At 59.0% G+C, this 3,568-nt stretch carries 5 protein-coding genes; 3 read left to right on the top strand and 2 right to left on the bottom strand.

Going from position 1 to position 3,568, the window contains the following annotated elements; genetic code table 11:
- The coding region (locus O2807_13535) for a hypothetical protein (protein MDA1001524.1) at window positions 1-193 on the top strand (193 nt) is incomplete at its 5' end.
- 58 nt (window positions 194-251) lie between these two features.
- Here the strand turns inward: O2807_13535 and O2807_13530 are convergent.
- Complete coding sequence (locus tag O2807_13530) at window positions 252-917, bottom strand: flagellar brake protein (protein ID MDA1001523.1); 666 nt, start codon at window positions 915-917, stop codon at window positions 252-254.
- A 178-nt stretch (window positions 918-1,095) separates the two neighbouring features.
- Window positions 1,096-2,058 carry a KpsF/GutQ family sugar-phosphate isomerase gene (locus O2807_13525; protein ID MDA1001522.1) on the bottom strand — a complete coding sequence of 321 codons (963 nt, stop codon included), beginning with the start codon at window positions 2,056-2,058 and terminating at the stop codon, window positions 1,096-1,098.
- Between the two features lie 324 nt (window positions 2,059-2,382).
- Between O2807_13525 and O2807_13520 the strand changes: the two genes are divergently transcribed.
- Together O2807_13520 and O2807_13515 are read left to right on the top strand one after the other, a co-directional pair.
- Window positions 2,383-3,132 (top strand): YebC/PmpR family DNA-binding transcriptional regulator, encoded by a 750-nt coding sequence (locus O2807_13520; protein ID MDA1001521.1) that lies wholly within the window; start codon window positions 2,383-2,385, stop codon window positions 3,130-3,132.
- A gap of 31 nt (window positions 3,133-3,163) precedes the next feature.
- Window positions 3,164-3,568, top strand: a 405-nt coding sequence (locus O2807_13515; GenBank protein MDA1001520.1) for a crossover junction endodeoxyribonuclease RuvC, incomplete at its 3' end; no start/stop codon positions are given.

Raw genomic sequence — 3,568 nt, 5'->3', positions numbered from 1 at the left:
CGGCTCGGGCCTGCTGATCGGCGAGGCGGCCGGCCGTTCGGCACTTGCGCTGCTTCCCGCCGTGGCTGGTTTTATCTGCGGCCGGGTGATTCGGAGTCGCATATCGTCCATCGCCGGCTATACGGGGGGGCTCGCCCTTCTCGTAGCCGCGGCGCTGGCCCTGTTCATCTTTGGGCCGGGAGGATGGAAGTAGGCGGCACTATTCGCTCGTATCTGCGATGAAACGATGAGAAATAGAAAAGGGCGCGCCGCTAGTTCACGGACACGGGAAGGGGGGAGGCCAGCACGGCATTTTTCCGGATGTTGATCGCCATGTTTACGAATTCGTGAAACTCCGCGATCGAGGGGCTGCGCGCATCAAATTCAACGCCGTATACGTTTTCCCCTTGATCGCGCACAACGCTTCGGACATACCCCATCAAATTTTCAACGGACTTTCCGCCCGTCGGCAATTCGAATGACAAAAACACCGGCATATTGATCTCGAAACGGTAGGATGACGAAAAATTGCAGCCCCCGGAGCTGAAGTTGCGTATTTCGCAATGGGGAGCCGTCGCGTCTTTTTTCAAATTTGCATAGTCCATCTTCCGGGACGAGATGATGGAATCTATTTTCATGTGAAACCGCTCCGCCTTCCGGAGCGCCACCTCTTCCATCTGCTCGGGAAATTTGATGAAGAGAATCCGGAAAGGCTGAAACGACTGATGGGTGACCACGGAGCGGAAGCCCCACACCCTCCCCTCGTGAACCCCTCTGCCGATCAGGGGGGTGTTCGGGTTCAGCCGCACCCCCTGGCCGTTGCGAACGGGCTGCTCCAGGAGGATGCTCTCCCCCTCCCGCCATCCCAGAAGCCGGGTGTGCATGCGCACTTTCCGCTCCGGATCTGACAATTGAATGACGGTACCGATGGGCAACACGCCGAAATCCTCAAAAAAAGATTTTATGTCTAGAAGTTTTATGTCTGATTTTTATTATTTTCATTTTACTCTATTTTTTTTCTTCTTCACCACCCCCAAAACAAAACTTTGCTCACTTTTTCTCTGGCTGTCAGTATTTACTGGCCGCACACCCCCTAGGATAAGCAATTTTCGTGCCTTAAACCACCCCTGCCCTCAAAAGGTGATGAAGGTGGATGACGCCTTTCACCCCCCGGCCCGAGCCATCCGAAACCACAAGCGAGGTGATCGAGGCATCTTCCATCATTTTGAGGGCCGCTTCGGCCAATTCTTCCTTCGCGATCATCCGCGGTGAGGGATACATCAAATCCCGGGCCGAGGCCTCCAGGCGGCCACTCGTCCGCTCCAGTGCGCGCCGGAGATCGCCGTCGGTGATAATGCCGACCAGCTCCCCCCCCGCGCTTACGACGCAGGTCATGCCCAGCCGCTTGGCGCTCATTTCGCGAAGGATAACGCTCAGCGGGGTGGACACCTGCACACACGGGACGGCATCTCCCGTGCACATGAGATCATTTACCCGAATAAGCCGGCGCCCGAGCGCACCGCCGGGATGAAAACGCGCGAAATCATCCTCCTTGAAGCCGCTTGCTTCCAGGACCGCCATCGCCAGCGCATCGCCCATGGCCAGCGTCGCCGTGCTGCTCGCCGTCGGCGTGAGGTCCAATGGGCAAGCTTCCCGCTCCACGCTCACGTCCAGCACAACATCCGCCTCTTTCGCCAGCGTAGACGCCATTCCTCCCGTCAGGGCAACCACCGGAGTGCCCAGCCGCGCAAAAACCGGCAAGAGCGAAATGAGTTCCTCCGTCTCTCCGCTGTAGGAGATGGCGATAACCACATCATCGCGAGTCACCATCCCCAGGTCCCCGTGGCGGCCCTCCGCCGGATGCATGAAAAAAGAAGGCGAACCGACACTTGCAAGCGTGGCCGAAATCTTCTGCCCGATGAGGCCGCTCTTGCCCATGCCGGTGACGACCACACGCCCCTTGCACCCAAGGACGATGTCCGCTGCCTTGCTGAAGTCCGCTCCCAGGCGATCCGACAGCCGCAAAACCGCCTCGGCCTCGATGCGCAGAGTCTGGACCCCTCTCTCCAGCTTATCCATTAAAGCAATCCACACTAGAAATTCATAGATTTTGACAAGGAATCAAAAAGACCACGCGAAAATAGCATCCTAATACTTTTGTGTCCATTTCCCCTCTATGCGATTCCAACACAGGAGTATGCCGAATATCCAGATAGAACAGGAAATAATTGAAGGACTTAGAGGTCGGCCCCGGGGGCGGAAATGGCCGCCGCCCGGAAGTGGCTTCTTTACTTGCCCCCGCACGCATGCTAGAAAACTCAGTGAATTCAAAGCCATGGAGGAAACGGGTCCCCCCCCCTCCGAAAACAAGAAACCGTCTCGATCTACGGGAGCATCGGCACCATGTCCGGCCATTCAAAATGGAGCACCATCAAGCGAAAAAAAGGGGCGCTGGACGCCAAACGCGGCAAGATTTTCACGAAACTGATCAAGGAGATCACCATCGCGGCCCGGCTCGGCTGGGGCGACCCCGAGGGGAATCCCCGCCTGCGCTCCGCCATCCAGACCGCCAAGGGCGCCAACATGCCCCAGGACAACATCAACCGCGCCATCGCCAAGGGCACGGGAGAACTCGAGGGCGTCCACTACGAGGAGTACGCCTACGAGTGCTATGGCCCCGGCGGTGTCGCCGTTCTCATACAGGTGACGACGGACAACCGCAACCGCACCGGCTCGGAGGTTCGTAGCATTTTGACGAAAAACAACGGAAACCTCGCCGAGCCGAATGCCGTATCCTGGATTTTCGAAAAAAAGGGGCTCTTCACCGTCTCCACCGACAGCGTGGACGAGGAAACCCTGATGGGCATCGTTCTCGAAGCGGGCGCCGAGGACATGGAAACCACCGAATCCGCCTACGAGATTCGCACCTTGCCGGAAGCCTTCGAGGACGTTCGCGGCGCCCTGGAAAAACACAAGATCGCAACCGAGGTGGCCGAACTCGCCATGCTCCCCAAGAGCACCGTCAAGGTGGAAGGCAAGGTGGCCGAGCAGATGCTGCGCCTCATGGAACTCCTCGAGGACAACGACGACGTGCAGAACGTTTATGCGAATTTCGACATCTCCGAGGAGGAGATGGCCCAACTCTCTGCGTAGAACTGCCCTCTCCGCCCACCCGAGGGAAGCCGTGCCAGATGCGGCGCAAAGCTATCGAATTCTGGGCGTAGACCCGGGCCTCGGCACGACGGGCTACGCCGTCCTCGTCCTGGAGGACGAGCGGGCGGAGCCCCTCCTCCTGGAGGGCGGTGTTCTCCGTCCGGCGGAAAAAGCCCCTCTCGAGGAGCGCCTCGCCGAGCTCCACGGCGACCTCAGCGAGATCATCCGCCAGTTCCAGCCCGATATCATGGCGGTGGAAAACCTCTACAGCCACGTCAAGCATCCGCGCACCTCCATCATCATGGGCCACGCCCGGGGGGTGATCTTTCTTGCCGCCTCCCAGGCCGGCATTCCCGTCCAAAGCTACGGCGCCACCGAGATCAAGAAATCCCTCTCCGGCGCCGGGCGTGCCTCCAAGAGCCAGATTCAGCGGCTC

This window comes from bacterium (assembly GCA_027622355.1).
Lineage (GTDB): Bacteria > UBA8248 > UBA8248 > UBA8248 > UBA8248 > JAQBZT01.
The sequence above is the reverse complement of the archived record's forward strand: the minus strand, read 5'-3'. Positions and strand labels throughout refer to the sequence as shown.

Excerpts from the sequence above, each read along its gene's own strand:
- O2807_13525 (MDA1001522.1), bottom strand. The coding sequence starts at position 2,058 with ATGGATAAGCTGGAGAGAGGGGTCCAGACTCTGCGCATCGAGGCCGAG.
- O2807_13520 (MDA1001521.1), top strand. The coding sequence starts at position 2,383 with ATGTCCGGCCATTCAAAATGGAGCACCATCAAGCGAAAAAAAGGGGCG.